This is a genomic window from Hyalangium gracile, from assembly GCF_020103725.1.
Taxonomy (GTDB): domain Bacteria; phylum Myxococcota; class Myxococcia; order Myxococcales; family Myxococcaceae; genus Hyalangium; species Hyalangium gracile.
On record NZ_JAHXBG010000006.1, the window covers coordinates 438,428 to 464,910 of the forward strand.

At 70.1% G+C, this 26,483-nt stretch carries 18 protein-coding genes; 9 read left to right on the plus strand and 9 right to left on the minus strand.

The window, feature by feature from the left end; translation table 11 throughout:
- Nucleotides 1-7 precede the first annotated feature (7 nt).
- From KY572_RS14765 to KY572_RS14780, 4 genes are all read left to right on the plus strand, one after another.
- A complete protein-coding gene (locus KY572_RS14765) occupies nucleotides 8-697 on the plus strand; it encodes a lysophospholipid acyltransferase family protein (protein ID WP_224243335.1) in 690 nt (229 codons plus the stop codon).
- A gap of 8 nt (nucleotides 698-705) precedes the next feature.
- Nucleotides 706-1,695 (plus strand): cysteine synthase A, encoded by a 990-nt coding sequence (locus KY572_RS14770; RefSeq protein WP_224243244.1) that lies wholly within the window; start codon nucleotides 706-708, stop codon nucleotides 1,693-1,695.
- Between the two features lie 164 nt (nucleotides 1,696-1,859).
- Nucleotides 1,860-2,327, plus strand: a complete 468-nt coding sequence (locus tag KY572_RS14775) for a (2Fe-2S)-binding protein (RefSeq protein WP_224243245.1) — start codon at nucleotides 1,860-1,862, stop codon at nucleotides 2,325-2,327.
- Nucleotides 2,324-4,531: a xanthine dehydrogenase family protein molybdopterin-binding subunit gene (locus KY572_RS14780; RefSeq protein ID WP_224243246.1), complete on the plus strand. Its 2,208-nt coding sequence runs from the start codon at nucleotides 2,324-2,326 to the stop codon at nucleotides 4,529-4,531. Before KY572_RS14775 ends, KY572_RS14780 begins: the two co-directional genes overlap by 4 nt.
- Here the strand turns inward: KY572_RS14780 and KY572_RS14785 are convergent.
- Together KY572_RS14785 and KY572_RS14790 are read right to left on the minus strand one after the other, a co-directional pair.
- Nucleotides 4,528-5,052 carry an Isoquinoline 1-oxidoreductase subunit gene (locus tag KY572_RS14785; RefSeq protein WP_224243247.1) on the minus strand — a complete coding sequence of 175 codons (525 nt, stop codon included), beginning with the start codon at nucleotides 5,050-5,052 and terminating at the stop codon, nucleotides 4,528-4,530. The two genes, KY572_RS14780 and KY572_RS14785, sit on opposite strands and share 4 nt — an antisense overlap.
- A 271-nt stretch (nucleotides 5,053-5,323) precedes the next feature.
- Nucleotides 5,324-9,466, minus strand: coding sequence for an MG2 domain-containing protein (locus KY572_RS14790; RefSeq protein ID WP_224243248.1), 4,143 nt, complete (start codon nucleotides 9,464-9,466; stop codon nucleotides 5,324-5,326).
- A 437-nt stretch (nucleotides 9,467-9,903) separates the two neighbouring features.
- Here KY572_RS14790 and KY572_RS14795 point away from each other — a divergent pair, with 437 nt between their 5' ends.
- Entirely contained in the window at nucleotides 9,904-11,814 is a 1,911-nt protein-coding gene (locus KY572_RS14795) for a M4 family metallopeptidase (protein WP_224243249.1), read from the plus strand.
- Nucleotides 11,815-11,912: 98 nt separating this feature from the next.
- On the opposite strand, the gene KY572_RS14800 is transcribed toward KY572_RS14795, so the two are convergent.
- From KY572_RS14800 to KY572_RS14830, 7 genes are all read right to left on the minus strand, one after another.
- Nucleotides 11,913-13,247, minus strand: a complete 1,335-nt coding sequence (locus tag KY572_RS14800) for an aspartate aminotransferase family protein (RefSeq protein ID WP_224243250.1) — start codon at nucleotides 13,245-13,247, stop codon at nucleotides 11,913-11,915.
- Between the two features lie 132 nt (nucleotides 13,248-13,379).
- On the minus strand, nucleotides 13,380-13,910 hold the full coding sequence (locus KY572_RS14805) for a hypothetical protein (protein ID WP_224243251.1): 531 nt from the start codon (nucleotides 13,908-13,910) through the stop codon (nucleotides 13,380-13,382).
- A gap of 16 nt (nucleotides 13,911-13,926) precedes the next feature.
- Nucleotides 13,927-15,036 carry a hypothetical protein gene (locus KY572_RS14810; RefSeq protein ID WP_224243252.1) on the minus strand — a complete coding sequence of 370 codons (1,110 nt, stop codon included), beginning with the start codon at nucleotides 15,034-15,036 and terminating at the stop codon, nucleotides 13,927-13,929.
- A 21-nt stretch (nucleotides 15,037-15,057) separates the two neighbouring features.
- Nucleotides 15,058-16,596 (minus strand): hypothetical protein, encoded by a 1,539-nt coding sequence (locus KY572_RS14815; protein WP_224243253.1) that lies wholly within the window; start codon nucleotides 16,594-16,596, stop codon nucleotides 15,058-15,060.
- Between the two features lie 199 nt (nucleotides 16,597-16,795).
- Nucleotides 16,796-18,397 carry a hypothetical protein gene (locus KY572_RS14820; protein ID WP_224243336.1) on the minus strand — a complete coding sequence of 534 codons (1,602 nt, stop codon included), beginning with the start codon at nucleotides 18,395-18,397 and terminating at the stop codon, nucleotides 16,796-16,798.
- Nucleotides 18,398-18,477: 80 nt separating this feature from the next.
- Nucleotides 18,478-18,816, minus strand: coding sequence for a P-II family nitrogen regulator (locus KY572_RS14825; protein WP_224243254.1), 339 nt, complete (start codon nucleotides 18,814-18,816; stop codon nucleotides 18,478-18,480).
- Nucleotides 18,813-20,159 (minus strand): methyltransferase domain-containing protein, encoded by a 1,347-nt coding sequence (locus KY572_RS14830; protein WP_224243255.1) that lies wholly within the window; start codon nucleotides 20,157-20,159, stop codon nucleotides 18,813-18,815. The genes KY572_RS14825 and KY572_RS14830 overlap by 4 nt, the downstream gene beginning before the upstream one ends.
- A 265-nt stretch (nucleotides 20,160-20,424) precedes the next feature.
- Here KY572_RS14830 and KY572_RS14835 point away from each other — a divergent pair, with 265 nt between their 5' ends.
- From KY572_RS14835 to KY572_RS14850, 4 genes are all read left to right on the plus strand, one after another.
- Complete coding sequence (locus tag KY572_RS14835; RefSeq protein ID WP_407659959.1) at nucleotides 20,425-22,563, plus strand: GumC family protein; 2,139 nt, start codon at nucleotides 20,425-20,427, stop codon at nucleotides 22,561-22,563.
- 65 nt (nucleotides 22,564-22,628) lie between these two features.
- Complete coding sequence (locus KY572_RS14840) at nucleotides 22,629-23,795, plus strand: glycosyltransferase (RefSeq protein WP_224243337.1); 1,167 nt, start codon at nucleotides 22,629-22,631, stop codon at nucleotides 23,793-23,795.
- A 29-nt stretch (nucleotides 23,796-23,824) separates the two neighbouring features.
- Nucleotides 23,825-24,943, plus strand: coding sequence for a glycosyltransferase (locus KY572_RS14845; protein ID WP_224243257.1), 1,119 nt, complete (start codon nucleotides 23,825-23,827; stop codon nucleotides 24,941-24,943).
- Nucleotides 24,940-26,475 carry an O-antigen ligase family protein gene (locus KY572_RS14850; RefSeq protein WP_317987849.1) on the plus strand — a complete coding sequence of 512 codons (1,536 nt, stop codon included), beginning with the start codon at nucleotides 24,940-24,942 and terminating at the stop codon, nucleotides 26,473-26,475. The genes KY572_RS14845 and KY572_RS14850 overlap by 4 nt, the downstream gene beginning before the upstream one ends.
- Nucleotides 26,476-26,483: the final 8 nt, after the last annotated feature.

Below are 26,483 nucleotides of genomic sequence, written 5' to 3' on the forward strand. Positions count from 1 at the left end.
GAGTCTGGTGCTCTTCCTGGGGGCACTGGTGCTGTGGCTCGTCACGCTTCCGTTCGACCGCAACGGGCGGGTGCTGCACCTGTACTCGTGCTTCTGGGCCCAGCTCTACATGTACGTGAACCCGCTCTGGCACCTGCGGGTCGAGGGCCGCGAGCACCTGCCCTGGAAGGGCGCCGCGGTGCTGGTGTCCAACCATGAGTCGCTGGGCGACATCCTGGTCCTCTTCGGCCTGTACCGGCCCTTCAAGTGGGTGTCCAAGGCGTCCAACTTCAAGCTGCCCTTCATCGGCTGGAACATGTCGCTCAACCGCTACGTGCCTCTGGTGCGCGGAGACAGGGAGAGCGTGGGGCGGATGATGGCCCAGTGCGAGCGCTGGCTCGCGCGCGGAGTACCCGTCCTCTTGTTCCCCGAGGGCACCCGCTCTCCGGATGGGCAGATGAAGGCCTTCAAGGATGGCGCCTTCCAGCTCGCGGTGAAGATGAAGTGTCCCGTCATCCCCGTGGTGCTCACCGGCACCGCGAAGACCCTGCCCAAGCATGGCCTCAAGCTGCAGACCCGGGCCGACTGTCACGTGCAGGTGCTGCCGCCCGTGGACCCCGCTCCCTTCGGTGACAACGTGCAGGCCCTGCTGGATCACGTGCGCAACCTGATGATCGCCGAGAAGGCGCGCATTGAAGCCCAACTCCCGGCGCGCTGAGGCTCCTCATGGCTCCACGAATCGGTTCACTCTGGGACACGGTCGGCAACACACCGCTGCTGCGCATCGGCTCGCTGTCTCGGCTCACCGGCTGCGACATCCTGGGCAAGGCCGAGTTCATGAACCCCGGCGGCAGCATCAAGGACCGCGCCGCCAAGGGGATGATCCAGCGCGCCGAGGCCGAGGGGAAGCTGGCTCCCGGCGGCACCATCGTCGAGGGCACGGCGGGCAACACCGGCATCGGCCTGGGCCTGCTGGGGCGCGAGCGCGGCTACCGCGTCGTCGTGACGATGCCGGACAACCAGGCCCGCGAGAAGTACGAGTACCTCGAGGCCATGGGCGTGGAGGTGCGCAAGGTGCCGGCGGTGCCGTTCTCCAACCCCCACCACTTCTTCCACCGGGCCCGCGCGCTCTCCGAGGAGCATGGCTGGTTCTGGGCCAACCAGTTCGAGAACACCGCCAACGGGGACTTCCACTACGCCACCACCGGGCCGGAGTTGTGGGAGCAGTGCGAGGGTCGCCTGGACGTGCTCGTGTGCTCGGTGGGCAGCGGTGGCACCGTGTCCGGCGTGAGCCGCTACCTCAAGGAGAAGAACCCCGCGGTGCGCGTGGTGATGGTGGACCCCGCCGGCTCCGGCCTCTACTGCTGGGTGCGGGAGGGGAAGATGGAGGGCTCGGGCAGCTCCATCACCGAGGGCATCGGCATCATGCGGCTCACGGAGAACTTCCGCCGCGCCCGGGTGGACGAGGCCATGCGCCTGTCCGACCAGGACATGCTCGAGATGCTGTACCACCTGGCGCGCGAGGATGCGCTGGTGGTGGGGACCTCGGCGGCCATCAACGTGCGCGCCGCCTATGAGGTGGCCCTCAAGCACCGCAACCAGGGGCTGCGCATCGTCACGCTGCTCTGTGACCATGGCAGCCGCTACGCCTCCAAGGTGTTCAACCCGGAGTTCCTCGCCTCCAAGGAGCTCGTGGTGAAGCCCCTGCCAACGTGAGCGGGGAAGCGGCGTGAAACCTGGACCTGTGCTCGGCCTGGAGCACGTGTCGATGACGAGACACTCCAGCGGGACTAGCATGCCGATGAACGGAGGATTGATAGCCTTCCCCCTCCGATCGTTGCCCCTGTCGCGACGGGGTGAACACCGGTGGAGATGCACGGATGGCCTTCAAGCTGACCATCAACGGCAAGACCCACGTCATCGACGCGGACGAGGACACACCGCTCCTCTACGTCCTGCGTGATGAGCTGGGCCTTCATGGGGCCAGGTACGGCTGTGGCGTGGGCCAGTGCGGCGCCTGCACGGTGCTGAAGGATGGACGGCCCCTGCGCTCGTGCTTCGTTCCTGCCGCCTCCCTGAGCGAGCAACCGATCACCACCCTGGAGGGACTGCGCTCGCCGGATGGAGCCCTCCACCCCCTTCAGCGCGCATTCCTCGACGAGCAGGCAGGGCAGTGCGCCTACTGCATCCCGGGCATGATCATGGCGGCGGCGGCGCTGCTGCGAGAGAAGGCGAACCCGTCCGAGGAGGAGATCCGCACCGCGCTGGATGCCAACCTGTGCCGGTGCGGCTCCCACAACCGGATCGTCCGCGCCGTGAAGCGCGCCGCGGCGGAGATGGCTCGATGAGCACGACCCTCAGTCGTCGCTCCGTGCTGAAGGGCTCGCTGGTCCTGGCCTTCGCCCTGTCCGGTGCCCGCGCCTTCGGTCAGAAGGCGAGCGCGAGCAAGCTCCCCAGGGACCTGGCGAGAAACAGCCAGCTCGACGCCTGGCTGCGCATCAGCGCGGACGGCGTGGTCACCCTGAAGACCGGCAAGGTGGAGCTCGGGCAGGGCATCCTGACGGCGCTTGGTCAGATCTGCGCCGACGAGCTGGACATCGACCTGTCGCGGCTGGAGATCATCTCCGGCAACACCACGCTGTCCCCCAACCAGGGGACGACGGCCGGCAGCATGTCCACCTCCGAAGGCGGCATGGCGGTGCGCTACGCCGCGGCGGAGGTCCGCTCCGTGCTGGTGGCCATGGCTGGCAAGCAGCTGGGCGCGCCCGTCTCCCGACTGCGCGTGCAGGATGGCACCGTCACGGATCCCTCGAGCAAACGCTCCGTCACCTACTGGAGCCTGATTGGTGGGCAGGAGCTGAAGCGGGAGGCGACCGGCTCCGTCTCACCCAAGCCCGCCTCCGCGCGGCGCTATGTCGGTCGGTCCATTCCTCGTCGCGATCTGCCTCCCAAGGTGACCGGTGAGGCCATCTTCGTACAGGACCTCCGGCCCAAGTCCCTGGTGCATGGGCGGGTGGTGCGCCCTCCCTCCTATGGAGCGGCGCTCGTCGAGGCGGACACGGCGGCCGTGACGAGCATGCCGGGCGTCTTGAAGGTGGTGCGCGACGGCAACTTCCTGGCGGTGATCGCGGCCAAGGAGTGGCAGGCCATCCGGGCCGCTGATCGCCTCGCACGCTCCGCCCAGTGGCGGGAGAAGGCTGCCCTGCCCGTGGACCCCTATGGCTGGCTGCAGGAGCAGCCTACCGAGGACACCCTCATCCAGGACTCAGCGCGCAAGGGCGGTCCCGCGCCGGCCCGTACCTTGGAGGCCAGCTACCGGCGCCCCTACCAGATGCATGGCTCCCTGGGCCCGTCGTGCGCCGTGGCGGAGTGGAACGGGGAAGTCCTGACCGTCCACACCCACAGCCAGAGCGTCTTCGACACCTGCGAGGCCATCGCGAAGATGCTCGGCCTGCCCAATGAGAAGGTGCAGGGCCAGCACATGAATGGCGCGGGCTGCTACGGCCACAACGGCGCGGATGACGCCGCCGCGGATGCCGCGCTCCTGGCCCGCGCGCTGCCCGGCCGAGCCGTTCGCGTGCAGTGGTCGCGCCAGGACGAGCACACCTGGGAGCCCTACGGCCCGGCGATGGTGACGAAGGTCCGCGCGGGCGTGGACTCGAGGGGGAACGTGCTCGACTGGGCGTATGAGCTCTGGTCCACCTCCCACGGCATGCGTCCGGGCGGCAACCCCGGGAACCTGCTGGCGGGCCAGTCGCTGGTCACGCCCTTCCTGGTGCCCATCCCCAAGAACGGAGGGCCGCCCAACTACGCCGCCGACCGGAACGCCATTCCGCTCTACGCGTTCCCCGGCCAGAAGGTGACCACCCACTTCGTGACCGCGACGCCTGTCCGCACCTCGTCCCACCGGGGCCTGGGCGCCTACGCCAACGTCTTCTCCATCGAGTCCTTCATGGACGAGCTGGCGCACTCGGCCCGCGTCGACCCCATCGAGTACCGGCTCCGCCAGCTTCGGGACGAGCGAGCCAAGGCCGTCATCACCCGGGCGGCGAAGCGGTTCGGCTGGTCCTCGTTCTCCCGCGAGCCCCAGCGAGGGCGTGGCGTCGGCTTCGCTCGCTACAAGAACGTCGCGAGCTACTGCGCCGTCTGCCTCGAGGTCCTCGTCGATCCCCAGAGCCATGCCATCCGGGTCGTCCGGGCCGTGCTCGCGGCGGACGCGGGCGAGGTGGTGAACCCGGATGGGCTCGTCAACCAGCTCGAGGGAGGGCTGATCCAGTCCTTGAGCTGGAGCCTGAAGGAGGCGGTCCAGTACGACGCCCACCGCATCCTCTCGCGCGACTGGAGCACCTATCCCATCCTCACCTTCTCGGAGGTGCCTTCCGTCGAGGTGGAGCTCATCGATCGCCCGGGCGAGCCGTTCCTGGGGGCAGGGGAGGCCGCGCAGGGGCCTACCGCCGCTGCCCTGGCCAACGCCGTCTTCGATGCCACGGGCTCGAGGGTGCGCGAGCTGCCGCTCACCCCGCAACGGCTGGCGTCCGTGAAGCGGGGCTAGGGCTTCGGGCAGTGGGCGCCGGTGGCGATCCAGGCCTGGATCAGCTCACCGAACGCCTTCTGCGTGCCGGGCACCGGCTCGAGTCCGGGGCCGGGGTTCCAACCCCAGCCGACCAGGACGTCTTCCGCCATGTGCTTCTGGATTTCGGCCAGGTTCTTACCGCCGTTGCGACTCGGGGACCGGATCTGCTCGCAGATCTGCCCCAGCGATTTGCCTATCCACGCCATCTTGACCGGCGCCAGCGCCCACTTGGGGTTGCCCGGGATGCTCGCGACGGTCTCTCCAGTGGTGGGCGAGTTGGTCGCCTGGTGACACGTCGAGCACGGCAGGCCCGCCGTTCCATGGCCATCCGGCCCGCCCGACACCGTCGGCACGTGGACGCGCTGGTCCATCCCCTGGCGCGGCTTGTCATCCGGCGGGTGGCAGTTGGTGCAGCGGGGATGGGTGATCACCCGGCCCGCCTCGCGGAAGAGCGCCACCGAGCGAGTCGTAGGGTCGGCGATGCTCGCGAACGCCGACACGGGCTGGAGGTCCCGAGGCGAAGCGCTTCCGCCCTGGGGCTGTGCCCCGGAGCCCGTGGGCTCCGCTGGCCGTGGGGCTGGCTTGCAGCCCGCCAGAATCGCCGTCGCACTCAATGCCAGGAGGGTCGCGGGAAGAGCGTGCATGGATCCGGGTGAGCCCATCGGCTCCTTGGAATCATGCTTTCGCACACGGCCGGAATCCAGCGCTCCCGGAAGCCACCCACTGTCATGGGAGTGACAGTGGGATGGCGCGGCCCTGGCTGATGGGGCCTCACTGCTTCGGGGCGATGGACACCTTCACGCCGTTGATCCAGGCCTTGTGCTCGTCCGCGTAGTAGAGGTACGCGCGGCTCGCCGGGCCCGTGTAGGTGCCGGGCACCGCGGCGATCAGCGACACTGGCACGTCCAGCTTCTTCCGCGGCTCCAGGCCTCGCCAGTACAGCACCACGTCGCGGCCGATGACTTCGTAGGCGTCCACCGTCTTCCGCTTCACCAGCTCCTTGAGCTGGTCGTGGCGCACCTCGAGCCCTCCCGGCACGCCGAAGATGGCCACCGCCGTCGGCAGCTTCTCGTCCGTCTTGTTGGACACCAGCACCCGCGCCTCGGTGGGCTCTCCCTCGGTGAGCGCCGTCTTCGCCAGCGCCACCTCCATCCCCACCCGCGTCTCCGGCGAGCTGTCCGGCACCAGCGCGTTGTAGACGACCTCCACCGAGTATGGCAGCTGCGCGCCGCCCTCCATCCGCAGCTCGATCTTCCGGTCTCCCGTGGTGAGCAGCTCGGACACGTCCGGCAGCTTGATGGCCTCCTGGGCCGTCGCCTCGAACCTCACCGCGCTGCCCACCGGCTGGCCGTCCACGTACACCCGCACCGCGCCGCCCGACCGCTTCGCCGCCTGCGCCTTGTCGAAGGCCACGATGGCTCGCAGCGCCAGCACCGTGCTCTGCGTCGAGCCGTAGCGGCCCCCCTCGCACGAGCTCGCCAGGAACTTCATCGAGCGCTGCACGTTCGCCGCATAGGAGGAGTCCCTCAGCCACGCCAGCACCGCCAGGGCCGTGGTCTCAATCTGCAGCGTCTCGCCCATGCTGCCGACGATGGACTGCTTGCCGCCCTCCACCACGCCCTCCTTGCCCTGCTTCGCGGCCAGCCGCTCCATCAGCTTCCGGGCCTCCGCCGCATCCCCCGCCAGCGACAGCGTGTTCGCCGCCAGCGCCAGCACGTAGCTGTTCTGGCTCTTCGTCGCCGCCACCTTCAAGGAGGCGAGCTCCTTGGACAGCTCCCGTGCCGCCTCGGCGGGCCGGGGCGCGCTCTCCAGCAGCGCCCAGAGGATGTACGCGTCCGAGGTGTCCTTGTCCTCGATCCAGGTGTGCAGCGCGCGGCGCTTGCGCTCGAAGCCGCCCTTGCCGTCCCGCTGCCGCAGCAGCCACGCCCGCGTGCGCTCCAGCATGGCGCTGTCCACGTCCCGCACCTGCTTCATGTCCGCGAAGTGCAGCAGGCCGAACGCCGTGAGCGCCTCGTGGCCGGGGTTCTCTCCGAACCACTCGTAGCCCTTCTCCGGGCACTCGAAGCCCACCAGCCGCTTGTAGCCCGCCTCCAGCTTCTCGCGCGCCGAGGCCACCAGCTTCGGGTCCACCCCGCTGTGGGACTGGAAGTACTGCTGCGCCATCGTCATCGGGTACGTCGTGGAGCTCGTCTGCTCGAAGCAGCCCGAGGGCTCCTGGATGAGCCGCGCCAGCGACTCCGTCATGTTCGCCAGCGGGCTCGGGTACACCACGATGGACGTCTTCACGCTGCCGCGCACCAGGTTCGCCGGCAGCGTCACCGTGTGAGACGCCGGCTTCTGCGCCGACACCAGTCCGCCGAACGAGCTCCGGATGGGAAATCCGTTGGGCTTGATGGCCACCGTGCGCGTCACCGTGTCCGCGTAGTCGCCCGCGCTCGCCGTGAGCTTCAGGTCCACGGGCTGGGACTGGTGGCCGATCTTCAGCTCCACGATGCGCCGGGCGCGCTCCCGGGCCGCCAGGTCCACCGGGCCCATGGAGGCCACCTTCAGGTCTCCCTTGAAGTCGATCCTCACGCCCGCGCCCTTCAGCGCCGACTCGGTGCCGTTCACCAGCGCCACCGGGAGCTGGATGATGTCCCCCGAGGTCACCTCGAGCGGCAGCTTCGGCTCCAGGTAGAAGGGCTGCACCGACTCGATGGCCGCCACCGCCGAGCCGAGCGCCCCGTCATCTCCCACCGTGCCCGCGAAGGCCTTGAACGACGTCACCGAGTCGTTCAGTCCGAAGGAGACCTGGACCTCTCCCGTCCGCGCGGAGGTGCGGACGCCCGCGTTCCAGTAGAGCGTCTCCGAGAAGTCCACGCGGTCTCCCGCCTTGCGGCCCGGCCGCACCGTGTGCGCGTACTCGCGGATGTAGACCACTGGCTGCTCGTAGGGCGGCTCGGCAGCCACTTCGAGCCTGTCGGCAAACAGCCCCATGTCCCTCTTGGCCTCCTTCGCCCTGTGCTCCGCGGCGACCATCTGCTTGTTGGCCCGCTCGTTAGCCTGCTGTCGCGGCATGGCCTGCCCGGCGGGGAACGCCGGAGGAGGCGCGGGCGGTGGGAGCCCCGCCATCGGCGCAGGCGCGGCGACGGGCATGGGCCGGGCGGGCCTCGGCGGTGCTCCCTTGGGCATCGGAGGGGCAGCCTGCGGAGGCGGAGCGCCAGCCGCCACGGCGCCCTCGGCGACGGCCATTTCCTCCTCGAAGAACCGGGGCCGCGCCACCGGCACGCGGACGGCGAACACTCGCCGGGCCGCATCCCCGTGCCGCGCCACGAAGCTCACCGGATCCGCGAGCGCGAACCGCCGCCAGCCCTGAGTGCCCAGCAGCAGGTCCACCGCCAGCTTCGCCTTGGGGTGCTTCTCGTCCAGGTACACCTGCGCGTCGGCCAGTTCCTTCACCTCGGGCTCCAGCAGCACCATCACCGGCAGCTGGGGCGCCTGGTCCCGCTTCTCGATGAGCTCGAGCACCGCGTCATCCGTCACGGTGAGCATCACCAGCGCGGAGACCGGCTTGCCGTCGCGCGTCGTCCGGGCGGTGAGCTTCACCGTGTCGCCCGGCACGTAGCTCTTCTTGTCCAGCCGCAGCTCGACGTCGAGCGCCTTCGCCGGCTGGCGGAACACCAGCCGCTCCGCGAGCGGGCGCCCGTTCCCGTCCCACACCGTGGCGACGAGCACGCCGTCCGCGTCCTTCGGATCGAGCGTCACCTTGTCCCCGGGGCCGACCTGCGCCGAGGCCAGCTCCACCTCGCGCTTGCTCAGCGTCACCTTCGCCTTGCTCACGCCCGAGAGCGCCACGGAGAGGGTGACGGGCCTGCCCGCGGCCACCACGTCCTCGCTCGCGCGCAGCACGGCGCCCTGGGGCTTCACCTCGGGCAGTGGGAAGGTCTTCTGGATGCCCGACGGCTCGTCGATGCGCAGCGCGTACTTCGTGCCCGCCTTCGGGGTGAACTCGAAGCGGCCGCGCCCCTCGTGCTCGGAGCGCACCGAGGCCACCGTCTGGCCCGTGGCCTGGTCGATCACCGCGCCCACCAGGTCCGCTGGCTTCCGTGCCGGCGTCTTCGCCTCGAAGTAGACGCGCGCGCCCAGGCCGCCCACCAGCTCTCCGCCCTCCGGGTAGAAGGCCAGGTCCAGCGTCTGCAGCAGGATGGGGATCGTCTTGGCCGCCGTCTCCACCACGCCGCCGTCCTCGATGGCGAAGGCCAGCGAGCCCTCGCCGCGAGCCATCCTCGCCGGCAGCTTGAAGCTGACCGTGCACAGCCCCTTCGCGTCGACGGTGCCCGTCACCTGCGCCGCGGTGGCTCCATCCACCACCGCCGTGGCGGTGACCTTCGCTCCCGCCGGCACACCGCCCTCGGCGCGCTTCACGTCCAGCGTGGCGGTGACCGAGTCTCCCGGTCCATAGCCATCGCGGAGGAACTCGATCTGCGACTTGAGCCGCGGCGCACGGTAGGCGCGCACGTCGAACTTCCGCTCCGCCGGAGCCTCACCCGTCTGGGGGTAGGTGACCTGGAGCGTGTACTCGCCTCCCGCCTGCTCCGCAGGCACCGTCCACGCGTAGCCCCAGACCGAGTCCTGCGTCTGCACCCGCGCGGTGGTGACCACGTCCCCCTTGGGCCCGCGGATCTCGATCAGCGCCAGCTGCTGCTGGCCGCCGGGCTTGTGGCTGATCGCCTCGAGCATCAGGCCTCGCGCCAGCACCTGCTCACCGGGCCGGTACAGCGGCTTGTCCGTGCTGATGAACGTCAGATGGCGGTTCGGTCCCCCGAGCGAGCCCGTGTCCGCCTTGGCGGTGACGAGGTGTTGGACGGTGGCGGGGACGGCCAGACCCACGGCGAGCAGCACCACGAGGGTCCGTGGGGCGATGTCGATGAGCATGCAGGCTCCTGAAGAGGAGATGAGCGTTGCCGAGGAACGGCCCACCGTCGCGAAAGTTCTCCCACGGCAGACTCGCTCCACTGCGCCCACCGCGCGGGCGTGGGCGGTTGTATCTCAAATGATTAAGGAGTATTACGCGCTAGTCGTTTCTGGCTTGGAGGGCTGCCCTGGGGAAGTTTGACCCACGTGAGGCAATTCGCCCCGTGCGCCCGACGCGCCACCCGAGCCCTCGTTGCCGAGTGATTCCAGGGAGTTGAGCGGAGAGGCTGTAAACGAGTGATACATTTTTCGCGTGGTGTTGTGCGACAAGCGTGATCCACCCCTCCTAGCAGCACAGCTCATAAGCCCATGAATTCCATGGTTTTTATGTGACTGGCCCAATCCCTGCTTAGTGCCTCAGTGCACACGGCACCCCCGCCGTTAGCAGGAGGATCTCCTTGGTTCGCAATCGCATCGTCGCCGCACTGCTCGCCACTCTGCCCCTCGCCGCCTGCGAGATGGCTGATCCGGAAGCCGCTGCTCCGGGAACGGAGAAGGCGGAGGAGCTCGCCCTGGGAGACGTGCAGTCCGCGCTCGCGGCGCTCCCCAACGCCCGCACGGTAGGCGCCCATGACAACGGCGTACCGTTCATGATCGAGGGCCGGCTGGGCTCGGCGTCGGGCTCGGTCCTGGGCCTGTCGGCGCTCAACGCCCATGGCCAGGTCAGCTCGGCGCTGCCGGGCATCGCCGCCGCGTTCCGCATGAAGGCCGCGGACCTGATCGTCCGGCGCATCAACACCGACGAGCGGGGCAACAGCCACATCCGCTATCAGCAGCTGAAGAACGGCCTGCTGGTGGCTGGCGAGGAGCTCGTCGTCCACGTGGACAAGGCCGGCAACATCTTCGCGGCCAACGGCACGGCGCGCGACGGGGAGTCCGTCTCCGCCAAGCCCGCCATCGCTCCGGAGGCGGCGCGCAACGCGGCGCTGCGCTCGCTGTCCGTGCTGGGCCGCCGCATCGAGGTAGAGGGTGAGCCCCGCCTGGTGTACGTGCGCACGGGCGCGGACCAGAAGCTGAAGCTGGCCTACGAGCTGATGGTCGTCGGCGAGGGGCGCGACCTGCCCATCCGCGAGCGCACCTATATCAGCGCGGCGGACGGCTCCCTGCTGGAGAAGCGCTCGGAGATCCACACCGCGCTCAACCGCGCGCTGTACAGCGCCAACAACGGCACCAGCCTGCCCGGCACGCTCAAGCGCTCCGAGGGCGGCGCGGCCACCGGTGACAACCACGTCGACACCAACTACGCGCGGCTGGGCGACACCTACAACTGCTACAAGACGCTGTTCAACCGCGACTCGTACAACAACGCGGGCGCGCAGCTGAAGAGCACGGTGCACTACAGCACCAACTACGTGAACGCCTACTGGAACGGCACCCAGATGGTGTACGGCGACGGCAACGGCACCACCTCCATCGCGCTGGGCCTGGACGCGGACGTCACCACGCACGAGCTGACGCACGCGGTGACCAGCTCCGAGTCCAACCTGACGTACTCCGGCCAGTCCGGCGGCCTCAACGAGGCGATGAGCGACATCTTCGCCGCGGTGTGCGAGAGCTGGGCGAGCGGCACCTGGAGCACCGGCGCGGACATCTGGAAGGTCGGCGAGGACGTCTGGACGCCGGCCACCGCGGGTGACGCGCTCCGCTACATGGACGACCCGAGGAAGGACGGCGTGTCGCTCGACTTCTTCGCCGACTACACCTCCAGCACGGACGTGCACTACAGCTCGGGCATCGCCAACCTGGCCTTCACCCTGCTGTCCAAGGGTGGCACGCACCCGCGCGGCCGCTCCACCGTCAGCGTGACGGGCATCGGCGTCGAGAAGGCCGCTCGCATCTTCTACAAGGCCAACGTGGACCTGATGACGGCCTCCACCACCTTCGCGCAGGCGAAGACGTACACGGAGCAGGCCGCCACGCAGCTGGGCTACTCGGCGGCCGACGTGGCCTCCGTGTCGGCGGCCTGGCAGGCGGTGGGCGTGGGCAGCACCAGCTCGGGCGGCACCGCGCTGAGCAACGGCGTGGCGAAGACGGGCCTGTCGGGCGCGGCGAGCTCGGCGACCTACTACTACCTGGACGTGCCGGCCAGCCGCGCGGTCTCGTTCGTGATGAGCGGCGGCTCGGGTGACGCGGACATGTACGTGAAGTTCGACGCGCAGCCGACCACCTCCTCGTACGACTGCCGCCCGTACCTGAGCGGCAACAACGAGACGTGCAACCTCGCGGCGAAGAGCACCGCCGGCCGCTACCACGTCATGCTGCGCGGCTACTCCTCGTACTCGAGCGTCTCGCTCAAGGGCACCTACTAATTAGCCCGAGCGGGTCGAGCGCCGAGTGACAGGCACCCCCGGGGGAGCTTCCTCCGGGGGTGTCGTCTTTGCGGGGTACGTCTGGGAAGCCCCAGGGGCTACCCGGCGGCGCGGATGGAGTCGCGCAGCACCTCGGCCATGCGGCGCAGCTCGTCCGGGGTGGAGTGGAACGGCGGGCCCATGGCGAGGATGTCGCCGGTGAAGCGGAAGAGCACGCCGCGCTTGAGCGCCTCCTCGAACACCTTGATGGCGCGCAGGCCGGGCTTGCCGTCGATGGGCGAGAGCTCCACCGCGGCGGCGAGCTGGCAGTTGCGGATGTCGATGACGTTGGGCTCGCCCTTGAGGCCGTGGATGGCGTCCTCGAGCACCGGCACCAGCGACTTCACGCGCTCGTTGATGCCCTCGGAGGCCAGCACGTCCAGCGTGGCATGCGCGGCGGCCACGGCCAGCGGGTGGCCCGAGTAGGTGTAGCCGTGGAAGAACTCCACCATGTGGTCCGGGCCCGTCATCAGCGCGTCGTGGATGTCCTTGCGGACGATGACGCCGCCCATGGGCACGGTGCCGTTGTTGACGCCCTTGGCGAAGGTGATCATGTCCGGCACCACGCCGTAGTGCTGCGCGGCGAAGTTGGCGCCCATGCGGCCGAAGCCGGTAATCACCTCGTCGAAGATGAGCAGGATGCCGTTCTTGGAGCAGATCTCCCGCAGGCGCTGGAGGTAGCCCTTGGGCGGGACGATGACGCCGGCCGAGCCCTGCATCGGCTCGACGATGACGGCGGCGATGGTGGAGGCGTCGTGCAGGGCGATGAGCCGCTCGAGCTCGTTGGCCAGCTGCAGGCCCCAGGTGGGCTCGCCCTTGGTGAAGGCCATCTCCTTGAGGTTGTGGGTGTGGGGCAGGTGGTCCACGCCGGTGAGCATGGCCGTGGGGTACATCTTCCGGTTGGCCACCATGCCGCCCACGGAGATGCCGCCGAAGCCCACGCCGTGGTAGCCCTTCTCGCGGCCGATGAAGCGGGTGCGGTGGGCCTCGCCCTTCACGCGGTGGTAGGCCAGTGCCATCTTCAGCGAGGTGTCCACGGCCTCGGAGCCCGAGTTGACGAAGAACACCTGGCCCATGCCGGCCGGCGCCATGCTGACGATGCGCTCGGCCAGCTTGAAGGTGGGGCCGTAGCCCATCTGGAAGGCGGGGCTGTAGTCCACCGAGTCGAGCTGCTGCTTCACCGCCTCGACGATCTTCGGGTGGCGGTGGCCCAGGCCGGAGCACCACAGGCCGGAGAGCGCGTCGAAGAGCTTGTCGCCCTCGGTGGTCCAGTAATACGAGCCCTCCGCCTTGGCGAGCATGCGGCGGGCGTGGTGCTGCTTGAAGTAGCGGTTGTGCGTGAACGGCATCCAGTACGACGCCAGCTCACGATCGTTCGGTTCGAGGCTTCCCATGAAACTCTCCGGCTAGGGCTACGCAGACCTGAATCATGGCTCCGTACCCGAGCGGCGACGCGAGGGCCATGATGCGAGCGCCCTCCATCATCTAGAGGATGACAGTCCGTGTCGAGTCTGGGCGCGTCGGGCTCAGGGCTCCTCGTCCGCGCCTCGGACACCCTTGCCCGGTGGGGCCACCGGGGGCGCCCTCGGGGCCGGAGCGGGAGGCCTGGCGGAGAAGGGGCTCGGAGGCAGGGTTCGCGCCGGCGCGTTGAGGCGGGTGAAGATGCGCGTGGCGGCCTGCTCGGCCCAGGTGGAGAGCTCGCCGGGCTCGACGATGGCGGCGCTCCGGTCCAGCAGCACCAGCCGTGCGCGGTCGATGTAGCGCAGCTCCACGGCCAGCCGGCCGCCGGAGAGCCGCCGCACGCTCAGGTGCAGCATGCGCGCGACCTCCGCGAGCCCCGGCGCGGAGGCGAGGCAGCGCAGCTCCGCGACGCACCCGGCTCCCATCGTCTTGAGGTGGCCGCCCAGCTCCACATGGGTCAGCTCGAGCCGCTCGGCCAGGGTCGTCCCCGCGGTGTCCGCCACACGGGCGAGCTCGGGGGACGCGGTGGTGACCACCGCGAAGGTGGGGTTGGGCTCCGCCGAGAGCAGCAGGAGCACGAAGGCCGTCAGCACCATGGGTGTGGCTCCTCTCCTACCAGGCGTAGCTCGAGGCCAGCCCCAGGGTGGGTCCACCGCTGATGGAGATGCGGGCCTGGTAGCCCACCTGGGCTCCCAGGGTGAGGGACGGAGAGAGCTCGAAGTCCGCGCGGTAGAGCAGGCGCACGCCGGTGGGGCCGTCCGGGAAGCTGGTCACCTGGATGGCGGCGCTCATGGGCACGCGGGGCACGGTGTCCCAGGCCAGGCGCACCGTGCCCGAGCTGCCGAGGCCCGAGGTCGTCTCCCCCTCGAGCTCGACGTGGGAGCCTCGCACCGGGCCGATGCGGAGCCGTCCACCGAGCCCCGCGGCGAAGCCCTCGGCGTTTCCTCCGAGCACCAGCCGCGTGGTGTAGCCGAAGTGGGGGCTCAGGCTCACCTCCAGCTCGGAGAAGCCGTAGTCGAGGCCCGTGCGTCGCGTGGGAGGTATCTCCAGCGGGGGGAACTCCGAGGGGATGGGGAGCTCGGAGGGAGGAATCCGGGCGCGCAGGTGGCCCACGCCGATGCGGATGGAGTCCACCCGGATGCCCGCCACGTCCGTGAGGAGCCGGTGGAGGTAGTCCGCCTCGAGCCGGTAGTAGCGATCCAGGTAGCGGACGGTGCCCGCGCGGGTGGAGCCATAGTCCACGTACTCGGCGAAGAGGGCCACGCGCGAGCGGCGGTGGCCATGGGAAGCCAGCAGCGCCTCGCGCTCGAGCTCCTTGTCCGGCACCTGGATGAGCACGGTGTGGGGCGCCTCGGCGCTGGCGAAGGGGAAGGACTGCTTGCCGTCCGTGTCGCGGACCGTGAGGTAGTACTCCACCGGTGCTCGCTGCTCGGGAGGCAGGGGCAGGGTGGCGGCGTAGTGGCTCGGCTCGATGAGCGTGAAGGCCGTCTCCTGGAAGGTGGACTGCCCGGCGACGCGGTGGTGGGCGACGAGCTGGCCGAGACGGAAGGCCGGGGTGACTTCGGCCTCGAGGACGAGCTCTCCCCGCCCTGAGAACACCTGGGCCAGGGGGACGTGGCGCACCTCGAGCGGCGGAGGCGCAGGCGCTGGGGGCTTGCTGGCCTGGGGCGCCTGGGTGGCGAGCCAGAGGAGGAGGGCGGTGGCGGTGGACAGTGGCGTCATGGGAGGGCTCTCCGGTGACCGCTACCAGTGGAAGGTGGTGCCCAGCCCCAGGGTGAGGCCGGAGTGGTTGATGTCGCGCAGCTGGTAGCCCACGCGCCCGGACACATCGAGCCAGGGCGTCACGGAGCGGCCCACGGTGTAGAGCAGGCGCACGCCGAGGTCCTCGCCGATGGGCTCGTTGGTGACGACCACCTCGGCGCTCATGGGCCAGCCTCGGACGGCATCCCAGGCGAGGGCGAGGTTGGCGCGCTTGCCGATGTTGCGGATGGTGGCGCCGCGCACGGTGAGGGACGTGCCCGTCTCGCTGCCGATGCGCATGCCCAGCTCCAGGCCGGTGGTGAGGCCCTCGCGGTTGACGCCCGCGCTGACCCGGGCGAGCCCCGCCAGCGAGGGGAGGAGGCGGAGCTCGAGCTCGCTGAAGCCGTAGGTGAAGCCCACGCGCTTCGGGGCGGTGTCCGTGTCCAGCAGCTCCTTCGGGGTGCCCCGTCCCTGGTAGCTGCCAAAGCCGACGCGGACCGAGTGTACGGTGGTGAGGACGCGGTAGAGGAAGTCCACCTCGAAGAGGTTGTAGACGTCGTTGCCCTTGAAGCGGTTGAAGTCGACGTACTCGTCGTGGATGCGCACGCGGCTGCGGTTCTCGCGCTCGATGAGCCGGGCGCTCGGCGGGAGCTTGATGGCGACGCGCTGGGGCTGGGTGGCGCTGCCGGCGACGGGCTGGGTGGCGCCGTCTTCCAGCGTGGCCTCGACGAAGTACTCGATGGCCGGCTCCGCCACGGAGTCCTGGGGGAGCTGCGCTCGGAAGTGGCCCGTGGGCTCGGCGCGCATGTGGTGCGTCTGGAAGCCGGGAGCACCTTGCTGGCGCCAGTGCAGCATGGCGCCTCGAGGTGCCGGGCCGGCCAGGTGCGTGAGGGAGATGATGACGGGCTCGCCGACGAGCGCGGTGTCCGGGCCCGCCACCTTCAGAACGGACTCGGCGGGCGGGGTGGGGGCCTCTTCTCCCGGCTGAGCAGCCGGGGTAGCGCGCAGCAGCGCGATCTCGGCGCGGATGGGGCCGGCGAGATCCGTCTGGGGCCAGGCGGCGAGGAACCCCTCCCAGACACGGGCACGCTCGGAGGGCGGGAGCTTCAGCGCGGCATCCCATGAGGAGCGCAGGGCGGCCCGCTCGGCATCGGGAGGGGTGGGGGAGGCGGGAGCACCGGGCCTGGCGGTGGTGGTGGGCGTGGTGGGCGGCACGGCAGGAGCCACCGCGAGCTCGACCTCGTCACCCACCTCGAGGCGCAGGAGGAACTCCTTGGCGCCGCCGATGCGCGAGAGCGCCTCTCCGGCTTCGAGGACCTCCGCCTCGCCGAGGAGGAAGCGATCTCTCAGCACCTTGCCGGTGGCCGGGTGGCGGGCCTCGATGACGCGGTAGACGCGGAGCCGGGTGCCGGGTGCGGCGGCATCCGCGCGCCCGAGGTCGACGAAGGCATCGGCACCTTCGATTCGCAGGACGTACGCCTGTCGGGGGGCGGCCAGAGCGGGCAGGGCCAGCAGGGGCAGAAGCAGGAGCAGGGCTCTCATCTTCTCCTCAGGGTGACGTCACGGGGGCAGACGTCTTGCGCGGAGCCCGGCCCGTCTTCGCGCAATGAGTGCGGATTTTCTAGCACAGGCGGATCGACGGCACCGGGGGCTTTCCGGCGACGGAGCGCGAACTGGTATGACAAGCATACCAGTTAGCCGAAGCCGCGACCGGCGGGGGCACGAATCCTGCGGCAAAACCTCAGGTTCGCGGGTCTGGCCAGAAGGGCACGGCGCGCCGAGGAGGCGTGAGCCACTGCGACTGGAGGAAGCGCACCGCGGCCTGGTCCTGCGCGTGGTGCTTCGTGGTGGCTCCCTGCAGTGCCAGCAGCAGCGCCGCCGTGAGCATGCCGCCGAACAGCACGGTCGGCGCGGGGATGCCCACCTCGGCCGCGCCCAGCCGCAGGAAGACCCAGCCCGCCATCGCGAGCAGGCCCACCAGCAGCGGGAGTCCCGCCACGGGCTGCGAGATGCCCCAGAAGCTCAGCACGGTGGGCGGCAGGTAGCCCGACTTCAGCAGCGGTACCGCCAGCCCGAGGAAGGCGTTGGAGACATCGTCCGGCACGTAGTTGATGAACGTCGCCGCGCCCGTGATGACGATGGAGACCATGCACGCCGCCGCCGCCGCGCCCAGCAGCCATCCGCGCTGTCCCGCGCGCAGCCGTTCCAGCAGCAGGCCCGCCGGCAGCAGCAGGAAGGGCACCAGCCCCGTCAGGTGCCGAGGCCCCGTCGTCCAGCCCCACGACTCATAGGTGAACGACGAGGTGAAGTACGTGTAGCCCGCCAGCACCGCCGCCGAGAGCCAGAACAGCGCTCGTGACTCCACGGACGCCCGGCCCTCGCGACGCAGCAGCACCAGCCCCGGCAGCGCCAGCAGCAGGAACGGCGACAGCGTGAAGAGCCCACGCAGCGGACTGAAGTAGGAGAGGAAGAAGGCTCGCGGATCCGGATAGCGGATGCCCAGGAAGCCTCCCAGGTGCCACGGCTGATACGCCGCGTCGTTGAGGTGCTTGTAGCCGCTCTCCAGCGGGTGCCCGAACGCCGCCTGGTGGTAGAGCATCAGCCCCACCACGAAGGGCAGCGCCCCCAGCGTGGCCAGCCCCGCCGCGCGCCCCAGCCGGACGAGCCGCTCGCGCATGGGCTCCTGCCGCCACAGCACCGTCAGCACCGCGTACAGCACCAGCGCGAGCACCGCCATCGCGCCCGTGTACTCCGCGGCCACCGTCGCTCCCGCGTACGCCCCGGCGACCAGATAGCCGCGCTCGCGCCACTCGCCGCGCGCGCACCGCCACAGCGCGTAGAAGCTCCCGAAGAGCAGCACCGCCGTCGTCTGGTGGCTCATGAAGAGCAGCGAGTAGCTGTACGCCAGCGAGCCCAGCCCGTACGTCACCGTCACCGCGTCCGCCACGCCCGGAGTCACGTACGTGCGCAGGAAGCGCCGCACGCCCCACAGCATCAGCAGCGTCGGCAGCACCGTGAGGAACAGCCGGGTGAAGAAGACCAGCGGCACCTCCGGCACCGCGTACCGGAAGCCGCCGCCCACCACTCGCAGCGCCGCGTAGATGGGCACCGCCGCGAAGGACAGCAGCGGCGCCTTGGACGAGTAGTACTTCCCGTCCTTCACCGACAGGTCCCCCACGTAGCCGTAGTCCTGGAGGGCCTGGTTGATCTCCAGCGTCCCGTACTCCACCAGCGCCCGCGTCTGCCACAGCCGGCACAGCTCGTTCGGCGAGCGCAGTCCCGGGTGGTACGGGAACGCCAGCACATACAGCGCCACCAGCACCGCCCACACCACCCGCGGCATCCGGTCCGGCGCCGCCACGGGAGCCGTCGAGGACTCCGCCGTGCTCGGAGCGGCGGGCTCGGCCTGTCGGGGCGCCGTGCTCACAGCGCCTTGCTACCGCGCTCCCCGGTGCGGATGCGGATCACCTCTTCCACCGGCATCACGAAGATCTTCCCGTCGCCGATCTTCCCCGTCCGCGCCGCGCCGACGATGGCCTCCACCACCTGGCCCACCTGCTCGTCGTCCACCACCACCTCGAGCTTCACCTTCTGCAGGAAGCCCACCGACGCCTCGGCGCCCTTGTAGAACTCCGTGTGGCCCCGCTGCCGCCCGAACCCCTTCACATCCGTGGCCGTCATGCCCTGCACGCCCAGCCTGTGCAGCGCTTCCTTCACCTCTTCCAGCTTCGACGGCTTGATGATGGCTTCGACCCTCTTCATCCGGCCTCTCCCGTGACGCGTGCAACCGCGAACAGACTCATCCCCACCGGCAGCTTCACGTGCCGCTCCGCCTCCGCGAGCAGCGGCGCCAGCCGGTCATACAGCTTGAGCTGGAACCGAGGCACCGCCCGCCGCCGCAGCACCCGGCTGTTCATGAACCACCCCGGTATCCCCACCAGGTTCATCCACTCCAGCGTGTCCACCGCGAAGCCGTTCTCCTCCAGCACCTTGCGCAGCGTCTCCGGCGTGTAGCGCCGGTAGTGCCCCACCGCCTCGTCGATGGCCCCGAACAGCTGCGGCAGCGCCGGCACCAGCACCAGCACCTTGCCCCCCTCGGGGAGGATCTGCCGAAAGCGCCGCACCGCCGCCCCGTCGTCCGGGATGTGCTCCAGCACGTTGGACAGCACGATGGTGTCCAGGTGCTCGGCCTTCAGCGACTCCCAGTCCGCCAGCGCCACGTCCGACAGGTACGGCTGCACGTGCGGCTTGCCCCGGAACAGGTTCTTCAGCCGGTCCACGTAGAAGCGATCCACCTCGAGCGCGATGAGCTTCTCGCACCCCGACTCCAGCTCCTTGGTGATGGTCCCGATGCCCGCGCCGATCTCCAGCACCCGCCGGCCCAGGTGCTCGCGGAACCGGCGGCCCAGCCAGGCGTTGTAGTTGTTGGCGCCGTCCATCCGCTCCAGCGTGCTGTAGCCCTCGTGCTGGTTGTCCGCGTCGTCGCGCACCGTGGCGTACCGCATCAGCGTCCGCAGCGTCGTGAGGTGCGAGCCCAGCGTGTGCCGGGGGCTGGCCTGCAGGTGCAGGGGCACCTCCGTCAGCCGGTAGAGCTGCGCGGCCAGCTTCACCACCAGCTCCGCGTCCACCGCGTCGTCCTCGCTGGTGAGCGTCACCGAGCGCAGCGCCTCCGTCCGGAAGGCGCGCACGCCCGTGAGCGGATCCTCCAGCGCCACGTCCGCGACGAAGCGGGTGAAGCCGCCCAGCGCGCGATCGGCCAGCAGCTCCGGCCGCAGCCCCGGCGCCGAGCGGCGGCCGAAGACGGCGTCCGCCGTGTCCTCCTGGATGGGACGGCAGAGCGCCTCATAGGTGGAGGGCGTGTAGGCCTCGTCCGGCTCCTGGAGCACCGTCACCGCTCCCGTCACCTTCTCCAGCGCGGCGCGGATGGCTGCTCCCTTGCCGGCCATGCCGGAGAGCACGTGGACACCTGGCCCCGAGGGCATGTTGACGGCGCCCTCGCCCGCGAGGACGACCTCGGCCCGGCCCGCCAGCGCCTGGGCGAAGCGGGCCGCGATGGCGGCGGTGGTGGGAGAGTAGGGGACGACCACGGAGAGAGGCGGACTCACGCGGGCGTCACTAGCACACGCCCCGGCCAATGTGCGCGGCCCTCGGAGGCAAGGGTCCGCCCGGCGAGCATCCAGGCATTCCACAACCCGTCCTGGAAGATTGACCCCTTGGCCCGGAAGGGGCACGCTCGGCGCCGGTTGTGGGTGCAGGTCGGGGCCAGGTGTCCGAGCCGGGGCGCCGCCGCGCGAGGAAGTCTCCAGGAGAGCGACGTTGGAAGGTTCCGTGAACGACCCGGCGAGCGCCGGACTGACGCCATTGAACGTGATGCGCTACGTGCGCGCGTTCTGGCGCCGCAAGTGGGTCGTCCTGGCCGTCGCCGTGCTCGTCACCGGCCTGGCTTCCGTGCAGACGCTGCGCCAGCCCAAGGTCTACGCCGCCAGCACCTCCCTCATCATCGACGTGGCCGCCCCTCGCGTGCTCGACAACGACGTGAAGGAGTTGATGGGGGACGAGCGCGGCAACTACTGGTTCAACAAGGAGTACTACGCCACCCAGAACCAGGTCATCACCTCGCGCGCGGTGGCCACCCGGGTGGTGGAGAAGCTGGGCCTCCAGCATGACGCGGCCTTCCTGGGGCTGACGCACGTCAAGGACGAGAAGCTCCGCCAGCAGCTCATGCAGGGCGCGGACGCGGCCGGCCTGCTCCAGTCTCGCATCGGCGTGTCGCCGGTGAAGGACTCGCGCGTGGTGAACGTGGCCGTGGAGGACCTGGATCCCCAGCGCGCGGCGCTGCTCGCCAACGAGGTGGCCCAGGCCTACATGGCGGAGAACCTGGCGCTGCGCCTGCGCACCACCGAGAGCGCCACCCAGTGGCTCGAGGAGCGCAAGGCCGAGCTCGAGAAGGCCTCGCAGGTGAGCGAGCTGGCCCTGTACGACTTCAAGAAGAACACGGACATGCTCGCCGTCTCGGCGGAGAACAAGAAGAGCAGCGTGTCCGAGCGCATCAGCAGCTACGAGAACACCCTCACCCAGGTGAGGACGAAGATCGCCGCCCTGCAGGGGCGCGTGGACGCCATCCGCCAGCTCCAGAAGAGCTCCCAGGGGGACGAGACGTGGGCGGAGGCGGTGCCCGGCGCCAGCGAGACGGCCATCCAGGACTTGAAGCGCCGCTTCATCGAGCAGCGCGCGGTGTGCGTGGAGCTGGGCGAGCGCTACCTGCCCGAGCACCCGAAGATGATCGAGTGCACCAGCAAGCTGGCGGTGGTGCGCGAGGACTTCGTGCGCAGCCTCACCAACGTGGTGCGCAAGGCGGAGACGGAGCTGGCGGCGGCGATGGGGGAGGAGAAGAACCTGGTGCGCCTGCTGGCGGCGGCGCGGGACGAGTCCTTCCAGCTGGGCAAGCGGCAGATCGAGTTCGACAACCTGACGCGCGAGGCGGAGAACAACCGGCGCCTGTACGAGTCGGTGCTGCGGCGGCTCAAGGACATCGAGCTGTCGGGCCTGCTGCGCACCACGAACGTGCGCGTGCTGGATTCGGCGCGGCCCAGCTTCGCGCCCGTGAAGCCCAACGTGCGCCGCACGGTGATGATGGCCATCGTGTTCGGCCTGTTCCTGGGCTGCTGCGTGGTGGTGGCGCTGGAGTTCCTGGAGAACACCGTCGCCTCGCAGGCGGACGTGGAGGAGCGGCTGGGGCTGGCCTTCCTGGGCTTCGTGCCGCGCGTGGAGCAGAAGGGCGAGAACCCTCGCGAGCGGGACCTGTTCGTCCACCGGCAGCCGAAGTCCTCGGTGGCCGAGTGCTGCCGGGCCATCCGGACCAACCTGCTGTTCATGTCTCCGGACAAGCCCTTCAAGACGCTGGTGGTGACGAGCAGCGGGCCGCAGGAGGGCAAGTCCACCACCTGCATCTTCCTGGGCGTGGCCATGGCCCAGAGCGGCAACCGCGTGCTGCTGCTCGACACGGACATGCGCCGGCCGCGGCTGCACAAGGCCTTCGGCGTGCCCAACGAGGTGGGCATCAGCTCGCTGGTGGTGGGCGAGGGCTCGCTGGACAGCGCGGTGAAGAGCACCGAGGTGCCCAACCTCTTCGTGCTGCCGTGCGGCCCCATTCCGCCCAACCCGGCGGAGTTGCTGCACACCCAGGCCTTCGCCGACCTGCTCAAGGCGGCCGGTGAGAAGTTCGATCGCATCATCCTCGACAGCCCGCCGCTCAACGCGGTGTCGGACTCGGCGGTGCTGGCCACGCAGACCGATGGCGTGGTGCTGGTGCTGCGCGCGGGGAAGACCAACCGCGAGTCGGCCCGGCGCGCGCTGCGCTCGCTGGCGGACGTGCAGGCGCAGATGTATGGCGCCATCCTCAATGACCTGGACGTGATGGACGCGCGCTATCGGGACACGTACCTCAACTACCGCGGCTACTACGGGCACTACGCCGAGGAGACCAAGGACGGGGTGGCGTCGTCGTGAGCCGGGCTGGCGCGGGGCTGCGTGTGCTGCACCTGGGGAAGTTCTACCCGCCGGCCTCGGGCGGCATGGAGGCCCACGTCCAGACGCTCGCTCGCGCACAGGCGGCCCTGGGTGCTCGCGTGGAGGTGCTGTGCATCAACCACGCCTCCGCCTCGGGACAGGGCTTCAGCCACGAGTTCGAGGGCCGCAGCCCCACCCATGAGGAGTGGGACGGCTCGGTGCGCGTCATCCGCGTGGGCCGGTGGGCCTCCGTGCTGCGCATGGATGTGATGCCGGAGCTGCCTCGCGAGCTGGTGAGCGCGCTGGCTCGCGGCGTGGACGTGGTGCACCTGCACACGCCCAATCCCACGCTCGTGCTGGCGCTGGATGCGGCGCCGTGGCTGCCGCCGGTCGTCGTCACCCACCACAGCGACATCGTCCGCCAGCGGATCGCCGGCACGCTGTTCCGCCCCTTCGAGTGGGTGCTCTACGCCCGGGCGCGCCGGCTGATCGCCACCAGCTCGGCGTATGTGTCGGGCTCGCCCCTGCTGAGGCACTTCCGGGACAAGGTGCGGGAGTTGCCGCTGGGCATCGACCTGGCGCCGTATCTGGAGCCCTCGCCCGCGGCGCTGGAGGCCGAGGCTCGCTGGCGCGCGGCGCAGGGCTCGCCGCTGTGGCTGATGGTGGGGCGGCTCGTCTACTACAAGGGGCTCTTTACCGCGCTCGAGGCGCTGACGCGGGTGCCGGGCCAGCTGCTGGTGGTGGGCGTGGGGCCGCTCGAGCAGGAGGGCAAGGCTCGCGCTCGGGCGCTCGGCGTGGAGGGACGGGTGACGTGGGCGGGCTACCTGCCGCCCGATGAGCTCGTCGGGGCGTATCGCGCCTCCACGGCGCTGTGGTTCCCCAGCAACGCGCGCAGCGAGGCCTACGGGCTCTCGCAGATCGAGGCCATGGCCAGCGCGCTGCCCGTCATCAACACCGCGATTCCCCACTCGGGCGTGCCGTGGGTGAGCCTCCACGGACAGACGGGGCTCACGGTGCCCATGGGCGATGCCGAGGCCCTGGCTCGGGCCGCGCGGCGGCTGCTGGAGGAGCCGGGACTCGCCCAGAAGCTCGGGCAGGGCGCTCGCGCCCGGGCCGTGGAGCAGTTCCGTCATGACGTGATGGCCGAGCGCAGCCTCGCGCTGTATGCCGAGGCGCTCCAGGCCTCCCAGGAGGACCGCTCTCCCAGCGCTCCCGTGGAAGGAAGATCATGAACGCCCCCTCCCTGGCGGTGTGACGCCCGATGCGGATCCTCCACATCTACAGCGGCAACCTCTACGGCGGCATCGAGACGTTCCTGCGGACGCTGGCCCGCGTGCAGCGCGGCGCCCCCGAGCTGGTGCACGACTTCGCCCTCTGCTTCGAGGGGCGGCTGAGCCAGGAGCTGCGCGAGGCGGGCGCGACGGTTCACCTGCTGGGCGCGGTGCGGGTTCGTCACCCGTGGACGCTGTGGCGCGCGCGCGGCGAGCTGACACGGCTGCTGGAGCGGGAAGGCTACGCGGCGGTGGTGTGCCACGCGGCGTGGCCGCAGGCGCTCTTCGGGCCGGTGGTGCGCACGCTCGGGGTGCCGCTGCTGTTCTACCAGCATGACACGCTGACGGGGCGGCACTGGCTGGAGCGGTGGGCGCGCGTCACCGAGCCGGATCTGGTCATCTCCAACAGCCGGTTCTCGGCGGGGAACCTGGCGAACGTGTACCCGCGCGCTCGCTACAAGGTGCGCTACTACCCGGTGCCACCTCCGGAGCCCGCGGATCCGAACGAGCGCTCCCGGGTGCGTGCCGAGCTGGGCGCGAAGGAGCAGGACGTCGTCATCGTTCAGTCCTGCCGGATGGAGGGGTGGAAGGGGCACCGCCTGCTGCTGGAGGCGCTCGGGCGGCTGACGGGGCTGCCGGGCTGGGGGCTCTGGGTGGCGGGCGGGGCGCAGCGCCCGGAGGAGGTGCGCTACCTGAAGGAGCTGGAGGGCATGGTCTCCCGGCTCGGGCTGGGCGAGCGCGTGCGGTTCCTGGGCCAGCGGACGGATGTGCCTCGGCTGCTGCGGGCGGGGGACATCCACTGCCAGCCCAACATGGGGCCCGAGCCGTTCGGCCTCGCTTTCATCGAGGCGCTGCAGGCGGGGCTGCCCGTGGTCACCACGGCGATGGGCGCTCCGTTGGAGACGATCGACAGCACCTGTGGCGTCCTCGTGGAGCCGGAGCCCGGGGCGCTGGCCGAGGCGCTTCAGCGGTTGATTCAGGATGGAGAGGAGCGGCGCCGGCTGGGGGCGGGAGGTCCCGCGCGCGCGCTGGCGCTGTGCGAGCCGTCCGTCTACCTGCGAGGGCTGGCCGAGGACGTCCGCTCGCTCGCGGAGCGGAGACGTTCGTGAGGAGTCCCCGGTCGGGAGCCCCCGCTGTCCCGAAGCGCCCGGAGCTCCAGGGGCCGGGAGTGCTGCGGCGTCGCTACACCCGCCCCGCGCCTGCGGGAGCCGGGCCTCGTGCTCCGGAGACTCGACCCGAGGAGGCTCAGGCCTCCGGGATGGAGGGCAGCGAGGCTCCCGAGAGCGCTCCGGCGCGTGGGAGCATCTGGGCCTCGAGCTTCGTGGTCCCCTGCTTCATCGCCGTGCAGATCCTCTGCCAGCTGGCGCTGCTGGTGGAGGCGCTGGCGCCGCTGCGGGTGGTCTTCCGCATCTTCTCGTTCGGAGCCAGCCTGGGGATGCTGGTGCTGGTGCCGGGCCGCTCCATGAGGCACCCGGCCTTGCCGTTCGTGCTCGCCGCGATGGCGTTCACCACGCTGAACATCTTCCACCCGGAGACGGGCAGCTACCTGGCGGCGGGGGCCCAATTGGGCATCCAGTTCTCCGTCATGGTGCCGCTGCTGTGGGTGACGCGGCTGCGCATGGACGCCGCGGCGTTCCGGCGCACCCTGGCGCTGCTCTTCCTCTTCAACGCGGCGAGCGCCGCCGTGGGAGTGCTGCAGGTCTACTTTCCAGGGCAGTTCCAGCCCACGCTGTCCTCCGTGGTCGCGAACCTGGGCGAGAACTACAACCAGAGCCTCCAGTTCGAAGTGGCGGGAGGACAGCGCATCTTCCGGCCCTTCGGGCTCACGGACACGCCGGGCGGCGCCGCCACGGGTGCCTTCTATTCGGTGCTGCTGGGGGCTGGGTTCCTGATCAGCTCCAAGCGCGGCGTCATCCGGGCGCTGAGCGTTGGCGGCATCTTCCTGGGCATCGTCAGCCTCTATCTCTGCCAGGTGCGCGCCACCGCGGTGATGCTGCTCGTGTGCCTGCTGGCGATCGCGGGCGTGCTGGCCCTCAACGGCCGGCTGATGCGGATGACGAAGCTGGTCCTGGTGGTGGGCGGCTTCGCCATCGCGGGCTTCGGCTGGGCGGTGACGCTGGGCGGAGATGCCATCACCCAGCGCTGGGGCAGCCTCGTCGAGGCGGAAGCGGGCGAGGTCTACTACAACAACCGCGGCTACTTCCTGGAGGGCTCCATCGGCTACTTCCTGCCCGAGTACCCGCTGGGCGCGGGGCTCGGGCGCTATGGGATGGCCAACGCCTACTTCGGCGACAGGAGCCAGCGCTCCCTGTGGGCGGAGATTCAGTGGACGGCGTGGATCTTCGATGGGGGCATTCCCGTGCTGGTGCTCTATCCGCTGGGACTCATCGTGTCGCTGATATGGGCGCTACGACTGGCCTTCCTCCGGGATGACGCGCACGAATTCTGGCTGTGGGGCACCATCCTCGTGGGGTACAACCTGGGGGCCATCGCCATCACGTTCAGCTACCCGTTCTTCCTGAGCCAGTCGGGCATGGTGTTCTGGTTGCTCAATGCGGCCCTCTTCGGGGCCTACCAGCACGCGGTCCGACAGGCGCCTCGCCCCGCTGCCAATGCGACCCTACACCCTCATCGCCGGTGACTTTGTCG

Excerpts from the sequence above, each read along its gene's own strand:
- KY572_RS14770 (WP_224243244.1), top strand. The coding sequence starts at position 706 with ATGGCTCCACGAATCGGTTCACTCTGGGACACGGTCGGCAACACACCG.
- KY572_RS14775 (WP_224243245.1), top strand. The coding sequence starts at position 1,860 with ATGGCCTTCAAGCTGACCATCAACGGCAAGACCCACGTCATCGACGCG.
- KY572_RS14780 (WP_224243246.1), top strand. The coding sequence starts at position 2,324 with ATGAGCACGACCCTCAGTCGTCGCTCCGTGCTGAAGGGCTCGCTGGTC.
- KY572_RS14790 (WP_224243248.1), bottom strand. The coding sequence starts at position 9,466 with ATGCTCATCGACATCGCCCCACGGACCCTCGTGGTGCTGCTCGCCGTG.
- KY572_RS14800 (WP_224243250.1), bottom strand. The coding sequence starts at position 13,247 with ATGGGAAGCCTCGAACCGAACGATCGTGAGCTGGCGTCGTACTGGATG.
- KY572_RS14805 (WP_224243251.1), bottom strand. The coding sequence starts at position 13,910 with ATGGTGCTGACGGCCTTCGTGCTCCTGCTGCTCTCGGCGGAGCCCAAC.
- KY572_RS14810 (WP_224243252.1), bottom strand. The coding sequence starts at position 15,036 with ATGACGCCACTGTCCACCGCCACCGCCCTCCTCCTCTGGCTCGCCACC.
- KY572_RS14815 (WP_224243253.1), bottom strand. The coding sequence starts at position 16,596 with ATGAGAGCCCTGCTCCTGCTTCTGCCCCTGCTGGCCCTGCCCGCTCTG.
- KY572_RS14820 (WP_224243336.1), bottom strand. The coding sequence starts at position 18,397 with ATGCCGCGGGTGGTGTGGGCGGTGCTGGTGGCGCTGTATGTGCTGGCG.
- KY572_RS14825 (WP_224243254.1), bottom strand. The coding sequence starts at position 18,816 with ATGAAGAGGGTCGAAGCCATCATCAAGCCGTCGAAGCTGGAAGAGGTG.
- KY572_RS14835 (WP_407659959.1), top strand. The coding sequence starts at position 20,425 with ATGCGCTACGTGCGCGCGTTCTGGCGCCGCAAGTGGGTCGTCCTGGCC.
- KY572_RS14840 (WP_224243337.1), top strand. The coding sequence starts at position 22,629 with ATGGAGGCCCACGTCCAGACGCTCGCTCGCGCACAGGCGGCCCTGGGT.
- KY572_RS14845 (WP_224243257.1), top strand. The coding sequence starts at position 23,825 with ATGCGGATCCTCCACATCTACAGCGGCAACCTCTACGGCGGCATCGAG.